Consider the following 19,616-nt stretch of genomic DNA (forward strand, 5'->3'; position numbering starts at 1 on the left):
GCTCATATCGTTAATAACTTTCTGTTTTAATTCTTCTGGATAATTTGTCATATGTTGCTTAGTTAACCTCTTAGATAATTATGAGAACTTAATTAAGTCATCATTGCAACTATTCTGACACTGGGGGATACTTGAAGCATAAGAATCATAATTTAAGATAGAAATAAAGATCTAACGTTGTTATTATTCGTAATATAAAACGTGACCAATTTGGGCAATGTATAGTCAAAAAATTTATCAAGGCTTTGTCGGACTATTTTAGTTGTAGCAAAATTATTATTATTTCTAGGGCTTCATTGATTACCTATTAAAACCGTTAAAAGGGTGGCAATTCGAGTAGTTGCCATGATATTTTTATATCTAAAAGTGCGTCTAACTAGACGCATTCCCCTACTTTTTATATCGGTATCAATGGACCCAAGAAACTAACGTTATTTATCAGATGCGGTTGTTGGGTCTAATATGTGATAGGCCAACAGTTTCACACGATCAGTCACAAGGAACCAAATAAGTGCATAGCCCCAGACAAATAGTGCCCAGCCCCAGCCAAGTGGCGTCATGAACACGCCAAACACAGCAATCAATGTCGCTACAATCTGTGTACCAAATACCGCGCCTAAAAGAATTCTTGCTGGACGGATAGACCAGAACGGTCCGCGTGTCCTTGTCAGAAAGATAGTCAGATGTCCTGCAACAGATAACATTAGGTACATCAGCGTCTGAAGATGTGGTCGATCAAGTTGAAAGACACTGTCGCCAAGATAAAAGAGTCCAAAGGCTGCAATCGGACCAAGTATCCCAAGCACTGTAGCCACCCCAATAACCATACGCATATCCCATACCTCGGGCTTTTTCTGGTAGTGGACGTTATCGTAAGCAATGGACAGGATTGCACCATCGTTGAGTAGCGCTAGCATCACAATCATTACCGCGGTTAATGGATAAAAATCAAATACTAGAATCGCCAGCGTCATGAACAACAGCACACGCAGTGTCTCGGCGATCCGGTAAATAGCATAACTATTCATCCGCTGGAATATTTTTCGACTCTCTTTAATAGCGTCGACGATCACTGAAAGGCCAGGTGTCATAAGTACGATCGACGCTGCTGCGCGTGCTGCATCAGTTGAATTAGATACGGCAATACCACAGTCAGACTTTTTCAAAGCAGGCGCATCATTTACGCCATCACCAGTCATGCCAACAATGTGACCCCGTTGCTGCAACACATCCACAATGTGGTATTTGTGCTCGGGGAATACTTGGGCAAACCCGTCTGCATTTTCGATCGCTTCTGCAAATTCATCTGTCTCGTGTTGTTTTGAATCTTTAAAACCGCTAGCATCGAGAATATTGGCGCCCATTCCCAATTTTTCGGCAGTTTCTTTGGCGATAGCAACTTGATCACCCGTCACCATTTTAACGTGAACGCCCATTTCTATTGCAGTGGCAATGGTCGATTTAGCCTCTTCTCGCGGTGGATCGAACATGGGTAAGATGCCGAGGAATTCCCAAGCATCATTTGCATCGGTCCGTGCAACGCCCAGCGAACGAAAACCACGTGATGCAAATTCATTAATGGCTTTTTCAACTTCTTCCTTGATTTCCTTCGCATTAGCCGACAACTCCAAAATTACCTGCGGAGCGCCCTTAGTTGTCTTAAATTCCTCTCCATCGCTATTCTTTACGGTAGCTTCAGTACGTTTATGTACCGGGTCAAACGGCTGAAAATGGAGTATTTGCCAATCAGTTATTTTTTTACCTTTCCCCAGACCCTCAAGTACGGCTTTATCAATAGTGTCTTCGTCTTCGGCGCGCGAGGCAAGCGCAGCACAAAGAATCAACTGGTCAGCTGGGACATCATTTACGCAGAACGGTTCACCAAGTGTAAGATCGTTTTGGGTCAGTGTACCGGTTTTGTCAGAGCACAGAATATCAACACCCGCAAGTTCTTCTATAGCCGCCAGCCGAGTCACAATGGCCTCTTTTCTGGCGAGTAACTTTGCGCCAACCGCCATGGTTACAGACAACACGGTCGGCATAGCGACCGGAATTGCTGCAACGGTTAATACTAAGGCGAACTGCAATGTGGTTAGGATTGGGTCGCCACGGAAGATAGAAACTGCAACAATCACAGCAACCAACACGATCGCCAGAATAATCAGATAGTTGCCTATCTTCAGTACAGCACGCTGGAAATGACTGGTAGTCTTCTCTTCTTTCATTAGTTCAGCCGTTTTCCCAAAGAAAGTATTTGCGCCGGTGCCGTAGACCAGTGCATCGGTTTCACCTTTCCTTATGATTGAACCCGAAAATACCGGTTCACCCTGTTTGCGTGATACGGGAAGTGACTCACCAGTCAGTGCTGATTGATCTACTTCCACCGATGATTCATCGAGCAGACGCGCATCTGCAGGCACAATATCGCCAAGTCGCAGACGAATAACGTCACCAGGCACCAACTCTCGTGCAGCGGGGGTGGTCCATTTCCCATCACGTTTCACATGGGCATTAGTAGCTAGTTTATCTTTTAGTGCGGCAATGGCATTTCCGGCTTGGTGTTCTTCCCAGAACCCAACCACGGAATTAGCTAGCAGTAGAACGAGGATAATAAAAAAATCAGGCCAATGCTGAGCAACAGCGGATAGGATGACCGCAATTTCTATCATCCATGGGATCGGCCCCCAGAAATACGAAAGGAATTTAAGAAAAGCATTAGTCTTTTTTTCTTTTAGCTCATTCGGCCCATATTGCTCCAGTCTTTTTTTTGCTTCTGCCTGTTGGAGACCATCCGGTGATGAATCTAGTTTTTTTTCTAAGTCAGCTAGAGGCATCGATTGTAAGTCGTTCTTTGGATCCGGTTTGTCATCTGCGGCATTATTTGTCTCAGAAGCTTTAGATTGGTCATGGTTATTTTGCATGACAAGTATCCTTTCATTGTAATAATTTTTAAAATTAGGTGCGTTAGGCTGATCCTGTAATAAATATCTAAGCGGATCACCATTTCATTAGTCATGTCAGAGTTGGAGGGAAAAGACGTTTGCTATAACCCATAGATTATTCAATGCAACGGTAACGGGTTAGGAAACACTATCAGACTGGCGAAATAACAGTGCTAACGTCTGTGAGCTTATGAATTATTAATTTGTTGTAATACAGTATGAAATTGGTGGGCTTAGGTTCAATGTATTACCAAGCCACCGTTGAAGAAAATAATACGAGAATCCTTCAAAATCTGGACACGATAAGTAAGATACAAAGTTGACAACACCCTCAGATGTTTGTGCACGGTCAAGAGTCATTCTATCTACATACTTTTTATAGGTATCACTTTCAGCTGCGCCAGTCATTCCTGAGAAATGTTTATCAATTTTGGTCCACATATACGCCTCAACTACACCTGGACAATAGGCATTTACCGTAATGCCAGTGTTGGCGTATTCCTGCGCCGCTGCTAATTCATGAGAAACTACGAACATTTTATCTTCGTTTAAATCGATGATGTCAATATCAACTTCATCTTTTGTTAAACGTATTCGGCCTATTCCTGGGGCGGCACTTGTTACCTGCGCAACTTCATCTTTTGTTAAACGTATTCGGCCTATTCCTGGGGCGGCACTTGTTACCTGCGCAACTTCATCTTTTGTTAAACGTATTCGGCCTATTCCTGGGGCGGCACTTGTTACCTGCGCAACTTTACCTTTTAGTAACATATTAGACACCTTTCGATAATAGGATCTGGAAAATAATTGAATCGTCTTCGTGAAAATAAATCAGTTTGCCTAACAGAAGTTGTCTATGAAGTACTCAAAGCATTGAATTTCGTAAGCAAAACCAATTAGATGGTTAGACGATATCGTCAAATTAAGTCGTTGTCGGTACGCTGACACACACAAAGATTTATGAATAATTATCTTCCAGTAAAGTACTGAAAATTTAACCGGATTCAATAGCTAAAATTAATCATACTTAGTCCATAAATCCGGATACGGGTCTTTAACCCGTATCCAGACTTTAGTCTGTTTCAATTGTGACAAAACTTATCAGAAGCTGTTATTCTCCCACGTAAGTTTCTGTCCTCGATATCGGTGGTCCAGTTAGTAAAGCGTGTGAGAGGGTACCTGTGTGGCACCCATCTGGCTGGCTCTATGGCAGTTCAGCCCTATGAGTTAATTTGAGACCTACAGATAATTCGGGATGTTCAATCATGTGGCCCTTAAGGACAAGCTCTGTATTATTTGGCTCACCTTGTAATTTAAGGTTAAACTCTTTTAACTGACCAAATGCAGATGGGAGCACTTCATTATCATTTGTACACATGATTGTAGCGTGAATCTGATCCTTTATAATTTCATAGTTACCTACATATACAAACGCGGTATCACCACCTAAAATACGACCTTTTTCTAAAATAACAATTCCATATCCTGGTGCCATTTGATTTGATGTAAATTCAACTCCATAAATTGCTTCTAACATTTGAATACTCCGTAATTAATAATTAAGATTAATAATTAAGATTAATAATTAAGATTAATAATGCTAACGCCTCAAATGTTGACGGCTAGGTTAGCGCTGTTTTTGTTGCCTTAGGTGTTTAGAAAAACCGTGACAACCGTTCATTAGTCATTTTACGTTGGTAGACAACACTACTTGCTGGAGCCAAATTCAATTTCGGATTTTTCCCAACTACCATTGAGTTCCTTATAGGCATCTGAAAATCCTTTTTTTACATGCCTCCTCGTTTTTTCACTACTACTTTTCATGTTGCCATACCATTCGGCTACTTGATTTCGCTGTTTGCGTAATACCTTGAGGCTATTTTTCGCTTTTTCACCGGTGTTCTTATCCATTTTATTCCTGCTTTTATCAATATCTGCTTCCATGGCATCAATGTGCTCATCCAGATTGGTCTAAAGCTATTTTTGTTTTGCGAATCGCCTCGTCCTTTTGGTCAACGCTATACAAATCGGTTTGCCTAACGGAAGTTGTCTATGAAGTACTGAAGACATTGAATTTCGTAAGCAAAACCGATTAGATGGATATACGGTATCGTCAAATGAAGTCGTTGTCGGTGCGCTGACACACACACAAATTTATGAAGAATTATCCTCCAGTAAGGTACTGAAAATTTAACCGGATTAAATAGCTAAAATTAATCATACTTAATTGATAAACTCAACAACCATCTACTAAAGCAGGAGGGTTAGGATTTACGGATTTTAGTATGTTCCAATTTACTCACTGGCTAAGCCTTTTAATTGATTAGCAGCGGCAAGGTGTTGCTCGACTCTTCATTGTCTTGTGCATCTTATGGATTTAATATCTTGAAGCTCGACAGTTTTTGTTGGAACGCTATGAATACTTGGGCGAGATGTAGCTTCACATATTGCGCGGGCATCATTAGCATCATTTTTTGATGTCCAACAAATGGCTTAACGTGTTGAGCTGGAATAAGTTTTATTTTAAAACCCATTTGTAACTACTCAGCACCTAAATCACACTTTTGCTAGTTTATCGCAGATCAAAAAGGATCAACTTGCTTAATCTTTTTTAGCCGTTAGTCTAAACACACTATCCCAACAGGCGAAATTAGACTGGATGAAAGTAAGCGGTATCGATATTGAAAGTAGTGTTGAAAAGATAAAACAACAAATAGAGGCCGATAAAACATTATCGGCCTCTATGCGTACTACGTTCGATTTGTTACTTCTTATCGTTAGTTTGCTCTGCCAACGCCTTGGACTCAATAGCAGTAATAGTAGCAAGCCTCCATCAAGTGATCCCAACAGAGAAAAGTCATCTAAAAATAACAGTTCAAATAATAGCGGCGGACAAAAAGGTCATAAAGGATCAACACTGCCACTTGATGATAATCCGGATGTCACACATGAGTTATTGGTCGATAAAACGCTTTTGCCAAAAGGGCATTACAAAGATACGGGTTATGAAACACGTCAAATTATCGATATCGAATTCAAGCGAGTTGTCACCGAATATCAGGCTCAAATACTTGAAAATGAATTTGGAAAGCGTTTTGTAGCATCCTTCCCAGAGGGTGTTAACAGCCGTATTCAATATGGTAATGGATTGAAAGCACATGCCGTTTATCTTTCTCAATATCAATTACTGCCTTATGATCGCATCCGTGAATACTTTACCGACCAATTAGATATTCCGCTGAGTAGTGGCAGTCTTTACAACTTCATTAATAGCGCCTACGACAAGCTTGAAAATCTCAATGTACTTGAAATAATCAAAGCGAATTTGAAAAAAGAGAAAGTGCTTCACACTGATGAAACGGGTATTAACATCAATGGAAAGCGGCAGTGGTTGCATAACGCTTCATCACTAGAATGGACTTATCTAGCGGCACATGAAAAACGCGGACATGATGCAATGGATCACATCGGCATTCTACCTCATTTTAATGGCGTTATGTGTCACGACCATTGGAAGCCTTATTATCGTTATGACTGCCTACACTCATTATGCAATGCGCATCATTTACGCGAATTAACAAGGTCCAATGAACAAGATGGTCAAGTGTGGGCTGAAACAATGCGCTTCTTTTTAATCAACCTTAGTCAATCAGTACTCGATGAAGGTGGTGTTATCAGCAAAGAGAAACAAGCCAACTACATTAGTCACTATCAATCTATTTTAAAAGAAGGAGAAAAAGAAAGTCCTCCACCGATACCTGAAAAAGGTAAGCGCGGCAGGCCAAAGAAAACCAAATCACGGAATTTGCTTGAACGATTGCAAAACTATGAAGATGATGTGCTTCGATTTATGGTTGATAAAGCGGTTCCCTTCACCAATAATCAAGGCGAAAATGACTTGAGGATGGCAAAAGTTCAGCAAAAAATATCAGGCTGCTTCAGAAGTGAATATGGTGCAGAAATGTTTTTTGGTCTGAGAAGTTATCTATCTAGCTGTAAAAAGCAGGGGGTGAGCGGATCCACTGCTTTATCACTGTTATTAAATGGCATACTGCCAAATATATTTACCCCTGCTGAGTAGTTACCTTAATTTTTCTATCAAATAACTTCAATTTATAAAACGCCCCCTGTCCATGCCTTGTCCATTATATTACTACAATATAATCAAGGAGTTAAATCTTATAAGCGTTGCTGTTGTTCTTTCTACTTATGAAGGCGCTATCTGAGAGCAAAATATATATAAGGTTAGTTGGCAGTCAGTTACGTCAAATTATTTGAGATGGGTATCATTTTTATGCTCTGGTTATCAGCGTTTTAGGGCACAGACAATACTGAGTGGATCAGCTCCCTGATCTTTATATCCCCCTTTATTTCGCTGATACTGCTTGCCTATAAGATTGGATAAATTATTCCGTTCTTAACCCTAATTGGTTTGACTAGGATTGTAAGCGGACTGATATTACCAGCAGATAAAACAATCCTCCAAAATCGACATTGAAACCTGTAAGTAGTGAAGTGCGCGGGCAAAGTAATTGCTGTATTTAAGGGGGCAGTTGTTATCGATAAGATACATATTAGCTTTATATGGTTGCATGCGGAGGGGAATTGGCATCTCTGATGGAGCCTGTGTTTAATGGCTGGCTCGAAAATCAGGAGATGCAGTAATAGAATCATCTTTATTAACGGCAGGATAGCATTTCATTTAGTTCGGACAGCGTGACTTCAAATCACTGCCCGAGGTTCAATTAACGGCGGCATGTTCCTGCGGGATTATTTATTGCTGTTCCACATCACATGGCATTTTTCTTTGGCCGCAGCCCTGAGCAATTCAATTAAAGGCTGGGCGCGAAGCGACAGACTTATGGCAGGTTCGTCGTTTTCATCGTCCTTATCTTTTATCGATGCGTCTTGCTCTGGTGACTGGTCGATAGTTGCCTCAAGACGCATCAGAGCTGCTTGGACGTTTTCTGCATTGAGGGCGCTGGGCACCGTACCGCTGTGATCCATCATTTTAAGCAGACGGACCGCCACGTCGCCAAACATCGTTATGTTTGCGTAGGCGGGGCTGGAAAAAGTTACTAGCATAAACACTTCCTCTTTATTGAGTAATTTATTTCTTGGGATCGCGTCATCTCTTTAATACAGCAATTCGATTGCGTCGTGTTTCCACTTCCTCTAGTAATTACAATGATCACCGTCGGCCCTTGCTTATGAATGAGAGACAGGCATTCTATGAAGGATACTCCAAATTGTGGCTCTATTTGTAAGTTTCTAAGTCGAAGAGGATAATTGATTTGTAAACATTAAAAGCGTGTCGGTCGGTTATACCAAATTCGATAATTATCTATTCACTTATGCTTACTAAAACGAATGCTGGTTAAACGCAAATAAGATTTGCGTTCTTGTTATTGATTTTATAGTTAGAGCAACTAGTTAGTGCAAGCAATTCCTTGCTTTTATCCATTTTTACTACGCCTAAATACTTTATCTAGTTAACGGGATTGCTATTAAAACAGAGATGGCTTAGTTAACCGAAGGATTTAATCTGAACAAGGTTTGGGTAAGAGAGATGTAGATATTATCAGGTCGATTCAGTCGTAAAACATTAGCCTATGGATTACGAGTGCTTGCCAATATCGCCTTAAAATAGGCTATTGCAACTCAAATATGCGATTTATGTTTAACGTCGTGCATGGCGTTAGATCAATTTTTTTTTACATTTACGACGAAAGGGCGGAAATAATAGGATGCATGATGAAAAGATAGTTTTACAGATAGCAGAGCATCATAAAAAAAAGGAAAAGAAGCAAACAGGCGAGATTGGCATAACTTGGTGGCAATTAACTCTTATTGGAATTGGATCTATCGTGGGGGCCGGATTTTTTTTAGGAATCAGTGTGGCAATTAAATTAACAGGACCCTCGGCCATTATTGCCTTTTTAATTGCTGGACTTATCGCCTATATTGCCTTTAATTCACTGGCTGAAATGAAAATAAACGATCCAGAAATTGGATCCTTTAGGGATTATGCTCGACAAGCCTTTGGAGACAATGTTGGATTTATTAGTGGCTGGATGTTTTGGATTGCAGGGGTACTGATTATGTCGAGTGAAGTCACTGCTTTATCTGTTTTTTCACGCTATTGGTTTCCAGAGATCCAGTTATGGATATTCTCTGTTATCTACTCCTGCTTAGGACTCGGGATTAATTTGCTAGGAGTAAAAGATTTTGGAAAAATAGAATCATTCTTTGCCATTGTAAAAATTGCGGCTCTTGTTTCATTTCTCATTTTTGGTCTGTTATTCATTTTTGGCTATGCATCTCATCAGGAAGCCGCTGCTGGGGCATCGGTAATCTCGTTGTCAGCTCTTAATTGGTTTCCACAAGGCATAACAGGACTTTGGTCTTCTATGATTTTTGCTCTTTTCCCATTCGCTGGTGTAGCCGTAGTAGGTGCCGCTGCTAAAGAATTAAAGAAAAGCGAATCTTTAACGAAAGCGATTAATTCACTTATGCTGGCTTTGACCTTCTTATATGTTGCCTCCATTGCGATGATTTTGAAAATGGTATATTGGGATCAGATCCAGGTTAGTCAGAGTCCGTTTATTACAGCACTTTCCGAATTTCACTTGCCTTATTTAGGTTCTATTTTTAATGTGATTATTATCAGCGCCGCATTTTCTACTTTTGTGGGGGCTCTTTTTGCGATAACAAATGTATTGTTATCCCTTGCAAAGGATCATGAAGCACCAAAAATCGTATTGAAAAAAGATAAAAGAGGCGTAAACGTCATCGCACTTTTAATAGGCACCAGTGGTCTATTTATAACCATTATATTATCCATTGTATTACCAAGTACTATTTACGAATATTTGGCCACTTCTGCAGGTGTATTATTGATTGGTAATTGGATTATTATTTTAGCATCGCAAATAAAGAATCGGAAAAATTATTCTATTAACAGCGCCACCGCAGGGAAAAAATTTGGAATGCTGTTTGCCCCATATAGTTCATATTTGGGCATTTTTCTTATAATCCTAACTCTAATTGGGGTGTCATTTAATCCAACGCATCGTATGGGATTGTTTGTGAGTATCGGTATTGTTGTTATCATTTCTATTGCGTCTCTAAAAGTAAAATCAAGTAACAAAATTGATTAAAGAGTGGATTGATAATAGAGCCATTCGGGCCAGGTCTTTAATGTTTAATTCTTAGTAAACAGCTAAAAGACCTTGGCTCAAAAATTAAGAATTAAAATGGTATGTAAATTTATAAGTCGCAAAAGGAGATAAATTATTTACCTTAAGACTGAACTGTAATTGAATATTTCACCTGAGCTGTTTTACAGGGAATTAGCTAGACGCCTTCTTTTATTCAACCTTGATATACGGGGCCATATCTATAGTTGCAGACGGTTTTTCTCGGGTAAACCACCAACAAAGTAAGGATGCAATAGTGACCATTATCACGCCTTGCCAAAACGTTGCGGTGAGTTCAATATCCAAAATCAATGCTGAAAAGAAAGTAGATAATAAAGGCGTGAAATATGACAGGGTTGCCAACAGCATCATATTGCCGCCAATAATACCTATATTCCATAATGCATATCCGCTCCCCATAGCAACGCCCGTTATTAATAAGTCAATCGCCGCGCCTGATGTGAAAACGATGGCCGGTTCATTACTCATAAAATAGGTGATCCACAAAGTTATGGCGGTTGCTATAAAGAACCAGGTAATGGCATTCTTTCCGTTCGCCAATCGTTTGGTGATATTGCAGTAAAACGCCCAAATAAAAGCTCCCATCAATGCCATTGAATAACTTACTGGGTTTGTCGCTATATTTTCTGCCAATTGACTAATCGAAATTCCTCCATCACCACTCACCGTCCAAGCGACACCGAAAAACGATAGAGCTATCGCCGGATAAAGTCGTTTATCAACGGACTTTTTACTGGTAAACACGGCGAGCAAGACCACTAAAGAGGGCCATAAATAGTTAATTACACCCATTTCGACCGCTTGAATTCGGTTATTAGCCATTCCCAACGCAAGCGATAAGCAAATTTCATAGCTGACAAACAGCGCCCCACCGATCAGAAGGTATTTTAATGATAAGTCTTTAAATCGAGGCGTACCAATGAAGATCAAAAGAAATAAAGAACTCACTGAATAAATCATTGCAGCCCCACCAATGGCGCCTAATTGCTCTGCTACATTACGTACAAATCCTACCGTTGTGCTCCATATTAAAATGGCTAAGCAGCCTGCAAGCGTGTATTTACGTATGTCAGTCAATATAATTCCCTTCGCGCTTGTGTAGAACATTTAATAGATAACGCAGGCTAACAAAGACGGCTTGTTATATGAAGTAAAAAATAAAGAGTGAAGTGAATCCGACTCACAATGAGAAGGAAAAACGAGCCTTATTTGTCTGAAAGCATAGGGTGCAGATCAATTTTAAAATTCTCGCTAAACCCTGCTTAACGCGCGCAAAAGAGAATAAATAAACGTTATGGTTAAAATGGTTTCGGGTATAAGTCATGAGCAAAATTTGCACATGGTTAGGCGGGCTATTGAAATTGGTAGCGAAGCTTATAAAAAGATGGTCTGTACAATAATGGCAGGGCATTTTTATTCCAGAACAGTTGGCGGCTGGCTCTTTTTTGCTGCAGGGGTTAATACCTGCCTTGAATGCTTAGGCTGCGATTTGCGTGGTATGTATGTTTAATTCTGACCTGTTTGTTACTGACATTGTGATAGAGGGGTAAAAAAAAGTCAATAAAGCTTAAACTAAATGCTTTCATCTATTGTAATATAGACCGACTGATAATTATTTGTACTGTCGTATCAATAAATTCACCTAGTCAGGGCTATCATATTAGTAGTATAAGAAAATGATAGGGGCACTGACGAAGGGGGATTTCAGATTCGTTAATAAAAGGATTTCTTTTGCCTAAAAGTCTAAGAATTTTTTTGTGCCTTTTTGCTTTATTGAGTCATCAATTATGTGCAGGTGAACTAAAAACGGTAACGCTTCAACCCTCTTGGTTAGAGCAATTTCAATTTGCCGGTTATTATATTGCCAAAGAAAAAGGTTTTTATAATGACGTTGGATTAGACGTTACTATCAAATCTTATCAAGTTAGGGAAGATGTTGTACAACAAATTAACGATCGAGAAATTGATTTTGCCGTTGGTTACGAGAAATTAATAGCTGAAATGGCTCAAAACAAAAAAATTGTTATTTTGTATGCACTTTTTCAATCCAGTCCAATTGTCCTACTCAGCACTAAAGCATCAAAAATCAATACCATCAATGAGTTTGTCGGTAAAAAAATAATGGCCACAAGCAATGATATTAATCAAGCCTCATTAAAAGCGATGTTGAATGCAAACCATATACAGTTAGAAGATATAAATTTAATACCCCACTCGCATAATATTAATGATTTGGTCAATAAAAAAACCGATCTGATCAGCGCTTATATCTCCAAAGCCCCCTACGAGTTAAGCAAAATGGGGGTGGCATATAATGTTTTTGAGCCTAAAGATTATGGTTTTGATATGTACAGTGATTTTTTATATACAAGTGAAGCGTTAATTGCACAAGATATAAACACCGTCAAAGCATTTAAAGCCGCTTCGTTAAAGGGTTGGCAATATGCGTTTTCCCATATAGATGAAACGGTCGATTTAATCTTAGCTAAATATAATGAACAAAATTTGTAACTACTCAGCACCTAAATCACACTTTTGCTAGTTTATCGCAGATCAAAAAGGATCAACTTGCTTAATCTTTTTTAGCCGTTAGTCTAAACACACTATCCCAACAGGCGAAATTAGACTGGATGAAAGTAAGCGGTATCGATATTGAAAGTAGTGTTGAAAAGATAAAACAACAAATAGAGGCCGATAAAACATTATCGGCCTCTATGCGTACTACGTTCGATTTGTTACTTCTTATCGTTAGTTTGCTCTGCCAACGCCTTGGACTCAATAGCAGTAATAGTAGCAAGCCTCCATCAAGTGATCCCAACAGAGAAAAGTCATCTAAAAATAACAGTTCAAATAATAGCGGCGGACAAAAAGGTCATAAAGGATCAACACTGCCACTTGATGATAATCCGGATGTCACACATGAGTTATTGGTCGATAAAACGCTTTTGCCAAAAGGGCATTACAAAGATACGGGTTATGAAACACGTCAAATTATCGATATCGAATTCAAGCGAGTTGTCACCGAATATCAGGCTCAAATACTTGAAAATGAATTTGGAAAGCGTTTTGTAGCATCCTTCCCAGAGGGTGTTAACAGCCGTATTCAATATGGTAATGGATTGAAAGCACATGCCGTTTATCTTTCTCAATATCAATTACTGCCTTATGATCGCATCCGTGAATACTTTACCGACCAATTAGATATTCCGCTGAGTAGTGGCAGTCTTTACAACTTCATTAATAGCGCCTACGACAAGCTTGAAAATCTCAATGTACTTGAAATAATCAAAGCGAATTTGAAAAAAGAGAAAGTGCTTCACACTGATGAAACGGGTATTAACATCAATGGAAAGCGGCAGTGGTTGCATAACGCTTCATCACTAGAATGGACTTATCTAGCGGCACATGAAAAACGCGGACATGATGCAATGGATCACATCGGCATTCTACCTCATTTTAATGGCGTTATGTGTCACGACCATTGGAAGCCTTATTATCGTTATGACTGCCTACACTCATTATGCAATGCGCATCATTTACGCGAATTAACAAGGTCCAATGAACAAGATGGTCAAGTGTGGGCTGAAACAATGCGCTTCTTTTTAATCAACCTTAGTCAATCAGTACTCGATGAAGGTGGTGTTATCAGCAAAGAGAAACAAGCCAACTACATTAGTCACTATCAATCTATTTTAAAAGAAGGAGAAAAAGAAAGTCCTCCACCGATACCTGAAAAAGGTAAGCGCGGCAGGCCAAAGAAAACCAAATCACGGAATTTGCTTGAACGATTGCAAAACTATGAAGATGATGTGCTTCGATTTATGGTTGATAAAGCGGTTCCCTTCACCAATAATCAAGGCGAAAATGACTTGAGGATGGCAAAAGTTCAGCAAAAAATATCAGGCTGCTTCAGAAGTGAATATGGTGCAGAAATGTTTTTTGGTCTGAGAAGTTATCTATCTAGCTGTAAAAAGCAGGGGGTGAGCGGATCCACTGCTTTATCACTGTTATTAAATGGCATACTGCCAAATATATTTACCCCTGCTGAGTAGTTACACCCATTTTAGCAAAAGTATGGGTCCAGTAATTCGATGTGCCGCATGCCTCCATAGCAATCAGCGTATCTTCTGAAAATTAGTGAACTACATCTAATAGACGTGCTCTTGTGGCTTTTTTATTGGAATGGATCTCATTTTTATAAGTTAAAACAAAAACTTGAAAATAATGCTTAGCTAAATTAATACCAACCATTTTAATGTTCATGTGATGCTCCTTTCATTAAACGATCTAATCTAATTATGGCTAACATAACGCCATTGGCGAGGGCGTCCATCACATCACAACGCTCGTTTTCTCCCAATTAACGAGGTGCCAGTACGTCATTGGTCGGTAGAAAGGTTCTGTAAAACATTGATAATCTCACTCATTCGCGCCGTCGTCACCATACCGTGAACCTGTGATATCAGGTTACCGTTCTTATCTAGAACAACAATGACTGCTTTGTCGCTATCGGACGCTACACCTAACGCATCTTCCATGACATGGGAGTTCAGAATCCAGGTTTGATCGTGGTAGCGCGTCAACACTTTCTTCTTGGCTAGACCAATGGCGTCTTCTTCCGACATAAAGAACGGTAAATCGACGGCTAGCACATCGCGAACCAGATATTTACTTTGATTTATTTTTGAGCGCAATGCGTTAACCCACTCTCGAGTGGATTCTGCGGCATTACGAGATGGTGTCAGTATGAGCAGTGTCGGTTGACCTAGCAGCTTGTCACTGTGGACTTTTTCTCCGCTAAGCGTCGTCGCTGTAAACGAGGGCCATGGCCCATCGCCTGCAATAGCGGATGGCCCAAATAGTGTTAGCATCGCGAGGAGGGTCAGCGTAATAACGCGTCGGGATTTCGAGCAGCAAAGTGCCATTGGTATAGTTGTTCTGGATAGCATCGTATTCCTCAGTTCACTTGTAGTGGCGCGACCAGGCTGTTGGCCGTCCAATTACATCGGATCGAAGCTTCAACGGCACGCTTTAGTCTATCCGGCAGAGTACGCACTGATTTGACTTATACGGTGCCATCACAGTGCATAAAATATATCCTTAGCGTAAGCACAGTGACTAATTAATCACCTTAGGAAGTGAGCTAGAAAATGCTTATCGAACGAGTTGTAATATTTAATACTTCGTCATAGACAGTTAGCTCGCTTTCTCCCAAGCGAGCGTAAAAACCTATCTAACCTTATAATTATAAATACATTTTGTAATGGGCTGCATTAACGCAGCAACAACTGTATCGAGTCCGCGTGCAGCAACTTATAGTGTTTACAATAGACCTGCTAACTTTTTAGCCATTTTGAACTCAACCACTCATTCGCAGCACCGTCGCTAATCTTGCCGCGTTTTTTGCCATACGTTCCAAGCCAACAATTCATCTCGAACTGGAGAGCGACTGTTTTATAATAAATAAGGGTAACGCAGTCTAAAGAGAAAGGAAAACGTGTTTAACATAGTCACCTAAACCGTTATTTTATGAGTAACACAATGGCGATAGATACATATCGATAACAGCGCGCAGTGTCACCTTGATAGTAGTTAGGAAAGACATAGCTTACCAACCTACTTTTGTATCCTAATGGATCAAGAAAATTAATGTCTGTTCGCCAGCGAACTGACGCCATGGGGTAAGAGGCGTAGTTTAATAAGGAGACTGACAAATTCATCGATTAATATAAAAGGACAATCTATTATGTTACGCAGCATGTATGATTTAGATCATTACAGTATTGCCGCCACAGATGGCAATGTGGGGGAAGTAACTGATTTCTTATTTGATGACAAGGAATGGGTAGTACGTTATTTCGTTGTTGAAACTGGTAGTTGGCTATCGAACCGCAAAGTATTGATCTCCCCCATTGGGATACTAAAAACAAACTGGTTAAAAAAAGTATTTCCTGTCTCTATCACCAAAGAACAAGTTGAAAACAGTCCAAAAATCGACACAGACAAACCCGTTTCTCGCCAACACGAAATCGATCTCCTTGGACATTACGGCTATCCATTTTACTGGGGCAGTACGGGTTTTTGGGGCGATGGCATGCATCCATATTTGCTTAGTTCAGGCTTGGGTCAGGACCCACAAAAAGAATTAGACAGCACAGCGCTTGCACATGAAGAAATCAACCGCGAGCTACATCAAAACGATGATCCAAACCTACGTAGCTGCAAAACCATCATCGGCTATCATATCCATGCTATCGACGGTGATATTGGTCATGTTTCTGAGCTCCTAATTGAAGATGATACAATGGCGGCTCGCTACCTCATAGTCGATACTACTAATTGGTTTGGCGGGAAAAAAGTACTTATCTCGCCAGAATGGATTGAAGAGATGGATTGGTTTGATAATTCAGTTACCATCAACTTAACGTGCCTTCAGATAAAAGAAGCACCAGAATACCACCCCAACGAAGAGCTAAACCGAGATAACGAGTTAGCCGTTTACAATCATTATGGCTTCACCGGTTACTGGATGGCGCCAACCTAGTGAAGAATGATTGAGCGAGCGAGGAACAATCTTAACGGTTGTTCTTCAACCAACTCCTATGCTTGAAGAAAAACAACATACCAAGCATCAATAGGATAAAAAAGCCCAGCGTTAACCCAGCGCTGGGTTGTATCAAAGTTCATTCCCTAAATGCGAGAAATAATGGTTTGCACCTTCATCATCTCATTCATGCGATTGGACACCGACGACATATAAAGATCTGTCAGACCACTGACTATCAAAGGGAGGTGGGAAAGGGCATTGACTTGTGTCGTTTATGGTTAAGTGCCTATCACTTTTTGCAAAGCGATAAAAGGAGAAAATAATGAATAAAAAAGAGCTGTATCAGCAGAAGAAACAGGCCCAGTTGGACGAATGGCAAGCAGAACTAGACAAGCTTAAGGCAAAGGCATCAGGCGCCAGCGTTGACGTACAATTGGAGGTAAATAAGCAGATCAAAGCCCTAGAAGGCAAGCTTGATGAGGGAAATACCAAACTTGCTGAAATAGCCGCTGCCAGTGATGATACATGGGAGTCAATGAAGTCTGCTTTCAATGACACAGTGGCTAAGTTCAAGAAATAGTTACGTCTAACAATATTTTTACAGCAGGAAATATGACAGCTGATTATCACCTTGCGGTTTTAATCAGCCATTATTTTCTTTTTGATACGCGTTTATGTTTCTAGCAAAGTATTTCTGTTAGGGGATAGTTATTGCTCGGCAATCGAACCGTGAGTCCTTATTCAAAGAAATTACAAATACTAAAAGCGCTAAATAAACAGTCAGTTTATGACTGTTTGCCAACTAATTGAGGCTCATTTTCGGTGATAACAAATTAGTCTTTATTGTTCGACAAGGCATAAGACAGCAAACGATCCGTTTCTGTCTTTACGACGGCATAGCATTCGCAGCTTAAGGACTCGAGTTTCAGTCTGTCTAGCACTGTGATATGGCCACGGTGATAATCAATCACCCCGAGCGTTTGTAATTTTCCAGCAGCTTCGGTTACACCTTCACGGCGCACACCAAGCATGTTAGCAATTAATTCTTGGGTCATGGTGATATGGCTATCTGGTAAACGATCCAACGACAATAACAGCCAGCGACATAATTGCTGTTCAATTAAATGATGACGATTACATACAGCAGTTTGTGCCATTTGAGTGAGCAAGGATTGCGTGTACAGTAGCATCAATTTTAGCAGCTTACCGTGACGATTAAACTCTTCGATTAACCTGCTGCCTTTTAGGCGATAAGCATGACCGGCACTTTGTACAACGGCTCGACTCGAAGTGCTTTCGCCGCCCATAAACAAGGCGACACCAATCAACCCTTCGTTGCCTACTACGGATATTTCGGCAGACGCGCCATTTTCCATCACATAGAGCAAAGACACAATGGCATCGACAGGAAAATATACATAAGCCAATTTATCACCAGCTTCGTATATAACTTGGCCTAGCTCGAGCTTTTCTAACTCAATAAAGGGAAATAGACGCTGTTGAACCTTATCAGGAAGCGCCGCTAATAGATGATTCTGTAAGGGATTAAATGGGGGATCTGTTACTTTATGCATAAAGGAACTCTTAGTTTTTTTAGCGGGAAAAATCAAGTTAAAACAACGTGAAATTAGCGAGTAGTTCTAATCAGCCAGATATTTACTTTGTGCAATATGGGCACTCTACTCCTTTTTAAGCGTAACACATGGTTTATTTACTCACTTTTATTTGGGTCTTTATTAGATCTATCACCATAACCCGCCTCTCATTCAGCGCTCTTGTCTTGTTTTATTATTGTCTTTTTTGCCACATATATCCTCCATAAACACCAAGATATAAATTTAACTTGCTGATTAATAAGCAGATTAAATACTGGTACAACTTATGCCGTTATCATTTTATACTTCCTTTGGGTGTAAGCGTATTAGCGCTTTCATTTTGCAACAATGAAAAACCTGATCCTTGCTCCATGCAGGGTGGTGTGGGGGGTGGAGGCTAAGTACCTCCGGCTACCCGATTATGCCGTAGTTTGATTTAACTCCGCTCTCATTAAATTTAAAAGCGCTTTAGATGACTCTTTAATTTTCTCACCACTAATTTTCGCATTTTCTTGGAATTTTTCTGCAGGTTCAAAATTTTGAGAGAGTACCATTTGAACAAAACCTCCCATAAATTCTGTTGATTCATCTAAGCCATTTTTTATTAACAACTCCATTTTATCAAAAGCTTCAACCATTTCATCGGTTGCAGTAAGTTTAAGTTTGCTCGATTCGGCTTGTATTATAGAATAATCTTCTGAAGCTAAACTCATTAACCCACCAATTTCCGAAGAGAACCAAGTGATCGCGTTTGTTTCTTCTTCTTTATCACCAACGGCAGTAGCATTTAGATACTCAGATAAATATTTATCTATTATTGGTTGCATCTTTTGTGGAAGATCCACTTGATGTTTTTTACCGAAAGAATCTAAAGTTGTAACGTATTTTTCGAACTTTCTCACTTTTAATTCAAAGATTTTAAGCTTACGGTCTGACTCAAATTTTAAGGAGTTTGATAGTTCTACCATCTCTTTTTCATGCCTTTGCTTATTAAAATATGCAAAGCCGACCCAAAGGATATTTACTAAACCAAAAGCCCAAGCAAAATAGCTTGGATCTTCTTGAATAATTTTGTAGATAAATTCCATATAACCCTCTTAGCATAATAGTGTATTAGCCTGTATTCTGACTAATACACATTTAAATTTCTAATGTAATGATAAAGATTATACCTTGCTAAGCTTATAACTCAAGTTTCGGGGTTCATTTTTAGCCAATAAAAGTGAACCATCCCTCATTCTAGGGCTTCTTGCCGCAAAGTAAAGTTATCCATTTGCATGACTTGCGTAAAAAAATCGACAACCGTCTGTTC

General features: G+C 39.9%; 17 protein-coding genes and 1 pseudogene. 7 read left to right on the plus strand and 11 right to left on the minus strand.

Translation table 11 applies throughout. The annotated features are described in order from the left end of the window. Positions 1-431: 431 nt before the first annotated feature. The 5 genes and pseudogenes from KSO91_RS11170 to KSO91_RS11190 all read right to left on the minus strand — a co-directional run. Complete coding sequence (locus KSO91_RS11170) at positions 432-2,921, minus strand: plasma-membrane proton-efflux P-type ATPase (protein ID WP_238743081.1); 2,490 nt, start codon at positions 2,919-2,921, stop codon at positions 432-434. Between the two features lie 219 nt (positions 2,922-3,140). After that, positions 3,141-3,713, minus strand: coding sequence for a hypothetical protein (locus KSO91_RS11175; RefSeq protein WP_238743082.1), 573 nt, complete (start codon positions 3,711-3,713; stop codon positions 3,141-3,143). Between the two features lie 433 nt (positions 3,714-4,146). Continuing rightward, the gene (locus tag KSO91_RS11180; protein ID WP_238743083.1) at positions 4,147-4,479 is read right to left on the minus strand and encodes a GrlR family regulatory protein; all 333 of its coding nucleotides are present in this window, start codon (positions 4,477-4,479) and stop codon (positions 4,147-4,149) included. A 170-nt stretch (positions 4,480-4,649) separates the two neighbouring features. Then, on the minus strand, positions 4,650-4,853 hold the full coding sequence (locus KSO91_RS11185) for a hypothetical protein (protein ID WP_238743084.1): 204 nt from the start codon (positions 4,851-4,853) through the stop codon (positions 4,650-4,652). Between the two features lie 444 nt (positions 4,854-5,297). Next, positions 5,298-5,473: pseudogene (locus KSO91_RS11190) on the minus strand (IS110-like element ISSod21 family transposase); the annotation flags it as partial. A gap of 128 nt (positions 5,474-5,601) precedes the next feature. Here KSO91_RS11190 and tnpC (KSO91_RS11195) point away from each other — a divergent pair. Beyond that, on the plus strand, positions 5,602-7,023 hold the full coding sequence (tnpC, locus tag KSO91_RS11195; RefSeq protein WP_238743085.1) for an IS66 family transposase: 1,422 nt from the start codon (positions 5,602-5,604) through the stop codon (positions 7,021-7,023). Between the two features lie 689 nt (positions 7,024-7,712). Here tnpC (KSO91_RS11195) and KSO91_RS11200 read toward each other — a convergent pair. Further along, on the minus strand, positions 7,713-8,027 hold the full coding sequence (locus KSO91_RS11200) for a DUF1840 domain-containing protein (protein ID WP_238743086.1): 315 nt from the start codon (positions 8,025-8,027) through the stop codon (positions 7,713-7,715). 662 nt (positions 8,028-8,689) lie between these two features. Here KSO91_RS11200 and KSO91_RS11205 point away from each other — a divergent pair. Beyond that, on the plus strand, positions 8,690-10,102 hold the full coding sequence (locus KSO91_RS11205) for an amino acid permease (RefSeq protein ID WP_238743087.1): 1,413 nt from the start codon (positions 8,690-8,692) through the stop codon (positions 10,100-10,102). A 210-nt stretch (positions 10,103-10,312) separates the two neighbouring features. On the opposite strand, the gene yddG is transcribed toward KSO91_RS11205, so the two are convergent. Continuing rightward, complete coding sequence (gene yddG, locus KSO91_RS11210; RefSeq protein ID WP_420830952.1) at positions 10,313-11,269, minus strand: aromatic amino acid DMT transporter YddG; 957 nt, start codon at positions 11,267-11,269, stop codon at positions 10,313-10,315. Positions 11,270-11,456: 187 nt separating this feature from the next. On the opposite strand from yddG, the gene KSO91_RS11215 reads away from it, so the two are divergent. The 3 genes from KSO91_RS11215 (at position 11,457) to tnpC (KSO91_RS11225) (ending at position 14,214) form a co-directional block, all read left to right on the plus strand. Then, entirely contained in the window at positions 11,457-11,672 is a 216-nt protein-coding gene (locus KSO91_RS11215) for a hypothetical protein (protein ID WP_238743089.1), read from the plus strand. Between the two features lie 221 nt (positions 11,673-11,893). Beyond that, positions 11,894-12,673, plus strand: coding sequence for an ABC transporter substrate-binding protein (locus tag KSO91_RS11220; RefSeq protein ID WP_238743090.1), 780 nt, complete (start codon positions 11,894-11,896; stop codon positions 12,671-12,673). A 119-nt stretch (positions 12,674-12,792) separates the two neighbouring features. Continuing rightward, the gene (gene tnpC / locus KSO91_RS11225) at positions 12,793-14,214 is read left to right on the plus strand and encodes an IS66 family transposase (RefSeq protein WP_238743085.1); all 1,422 of its coding nucleotides are present in this window, start codon (positions 12,793-12,795) and stop codon (positions 14,212-14,214) included. 82 nt (positions 14,215-14,296) lie between these two features. Here the strand turns inward: tnpC (KSO91_RS11225) and KSO91_RS17645 are convergent, their stop codons facing one another. Beyond that, a complete protein-coding gene (locus KSO91_RS17645; RefSeq protein ID WP_275113973.1) occupies positions 14,297-14,425 on the minus strand; it encodes a hypothetical protein in 129 nt (42 codons plus the stop codon). Between the two features lie 116 nt (positions 14,426-14,541). After that, the gene (locus tag KSO91_RS11230; RefSeq protein ID WP_238743091.1) at positions 14,542-15,111 is read right to left on the minus strand and encodes a thioredoxin domain-containing protein; all 570 of its coding nucleotides are present in this window, start codon (positions 15,109-15,111) and stop codon (positions 14,542-14,544) included. A gap of 797 nt (positions 15,112-15,908) precedes the next feature. Here KSO91_RS11230 and KSO91_RS11235 point away from each other — a divergent pair. After that, positions 15,909-16,706: a PRC-barrel domain-containing protein gene (locus KSO91_RS11235; RefSeq protein ID WP_238743092.1), complete on the plus strand. Its 798-nt coding sequence runs from the start codon at positions 15,909-15,911 to the stop codon at positions 16,704-16,706. 325 nt (positions 16,707-17,031) lie between these two features. Beyond that, complete coding sequence (locus KSO91_RS11240) at positions 17,032-17,289, plus strand: sll1863 family stress response protein (RefSeq protein WP_238743093.1); 258 nt, start codon at positions 17,032-17,034, stop codon at positions 17,287-17,289. Between the two features lie 253 nt (positions 17,290-17,542). Here the strand turns inward: KSO91_RS11240 and KSO91_RS11245 are convergent, their stop codons facing one another. Together KSO91_RS11245 and KSO91_RS11250 are read right to left on the minus strand one after the other, a co-directional pair. Continuing rightward, positions 17,543-18,283 carry a Crp/Fnr family transcriptional regulator gene (locus tag KSO91_RS11245; protein ID WP_238743094.1) on the minus strand — a complete coding sequence of 247 codons (741 nt, stop codon included), beginning with the start codon at positions 18,281-18,283 and terminating at the stop codon, positions 17,543-17,545. Positions 18,284-18,723: 440 nt separating this feature from the next. Continuing rightward, a complete protein-coding gene (locus tag KSO91_RS11250; RefSeq protein WP_238743095.1) occupies positions 18,724-19,392 on the minus strand; it encodes a hypothetical protein in 669 nt (222 codons plus the stop codon). Positions 19,393-19,616 lie beyond the last annotated feature (224 nt).

It is taken from the genome of Psychromonas antarctica, from assembly GCF_022267535.1.
In the GTDB taxonomy this organism is placed as follows: domain Bacteria; phylum Pseudomonadota; class Gammaproteobacteria; order Enterobacterales; family Psychromonadaceae; genus Psychromonas; species Psychromonas antarctica.

Coding starts and splice junctions, on each gene's coding strand:
- KSO91_RS11170 (WP_238743081.1), bottom strand. CDS start 2,921: ATGCAAAATAACCATGACCAATCTAAAGCTTCTGAGACAAATAATGCC.
- KSO91_RS11175 (WP_238743082.1), bottom strand. CDS start 3,713: ATGTTACTAAAAGGTAAAGTTGCGCAGGTAACAAGTGCCGCCCCAGGA.
- KSO91_RS11180 (WP_238743083.1), bottom strand. CDS start 4,479: ATGTTAGAAGCAATTTATGGAGTTGAATTTACATCAAATCAAATGGCA.
- KSO91_RS11185 (WP_238743084.1), bottom strand. CDS start 4,853: ATGGATAAGAACACCGGTGAAAAAGCGAAAAATAGCCTCAAGGTATTA.
- tnpC (WP_238743085.1), top strand. CDS start 5,602: ATGAAAGTAAGCGGTATCGATATTGAAAGTAGTGTTGAAAAGATAAAA.
- KSO91_RS11200 (WP_238743086.1), bottom strand. CDS start 8,027: ATGCTAGTAACTTTTTCCAGCCCCGCCTACGCAAACATAACGATGTTT.
- KSO91_RS11205 (WP_238743087.1), top strand. CDS start 8,690: ATGCATGATGAAAAGATAGTTTTACAGATAGCAGAGCATCATAAAAAA.
- yddG (WP_420830952.1), bottom strand. CDS start 11,269: ATGTTCTACACAAGCGCGAAGGGAATTATATTGACTGACATACGTAAA.
- KSO91_RS11215 (WP_238743089.1), top strand. CDS start 11,457: ATGGTTAAAATGGTTTCGGGTATAAGTCATGAGCAAAATTTGCACATG.
- tnpC (WP_238743085.1), top strand. CDS start 12,793: ATGAAAGTAAGCGGTATCGATATTGAAAGTAGTGTTGAAAAGATAAAA.
- KSO91_RS17645 (WP_275113973.1), bottom strand. CDS start 14,425: ATGAACATTAAAATGGTTGGTATTAATTTAGCTAAGCATTATTTTCAA.
- KSO91_RS11230 (WP_238743091.1), bottom strand. CDS start 15,111: ATGCTATCCAGAACAACTATACCAATGGCACTTTGCTGCTCGAAATCC.
- KSO91_RS11235 (WP_238743092.1), top strand. CDS start 15,909: ATGTTACGCAGCATGTATGATTTAGATCATTACAGTATTGCCGCCACA.
- KSO91_RS11240 (WP_238743093.1), top strand. CDS start 17,032: ATGAATAAAAAAGAGCTGTATCAGCAGAAGAAACAGGCCCAGTTGGAC.
- KSO91_RS11245 (WP_238743094.1), bottom strand. CDS start 18,283: ATGCATAAAGTAACAGATCCCCCATTTAATCCCTTACAGAATCATCTA.
- KSO91_RS11250 (WP_238743095.1), bottom strand. CDS start 19,392: ATGGAATTTATCTACAAAATTATTCAAGAAGATCCAAGCTATTTTGCT.